This window comes from Devosia alba, from assembly GCF_039938915.1.
In the GTDB taxonomy this organism is placed as follows: domain Bacteria; phylum Pseudomonadota; class Alphaproteobacteria; order Rhizobiales; family Devosiaceae; genus Devosia; species Devosia alba.
On record NZ_JBDUUI010000081.1, the window covers coordinates 1 to 276 of the forward strand.

The 276-nt window shown below is 40.2% G+C and carries 1 protein-coding gene; it reads left to right on the forward strand.

Features of this window, described 5'->3' with window-relative positions:
* Nucleotides 1–26: 26 nt before the first annotated feature.
* Nucleotides 27–276 (forward strand): hypothetical protein (locus tag ABFY71_RS18850; RefSeq protein WP_347947405.1); only part of this gene is annotated, 250 nt, incomplete at its 3' end.

Genomic DNA, 276 nt, shown 5'->3' on the forward strand with positions numbered 1-276 from the left:
TATTAGACACTGACCCTATTAGTTTAATGGCCGATTTTATTCCTACTGTGAAACGAATGTTGGATCCTAATAGGGGGCGATCTGGGGAAGATACAGCCACAGATTTTGAAGAGAAAATGTGGAAGGCTTACACGGATGGAGACGTAAGTAGATTACCGGCAAGCAAGTATCGTTTTGATGACGATGATGATGATGCTCAGTACGTGGGATTGCCTCAAGAGCAAGCTATTTTGATACAATCTTTATTAGATAAAGAGTATATGAACAACATGCTTG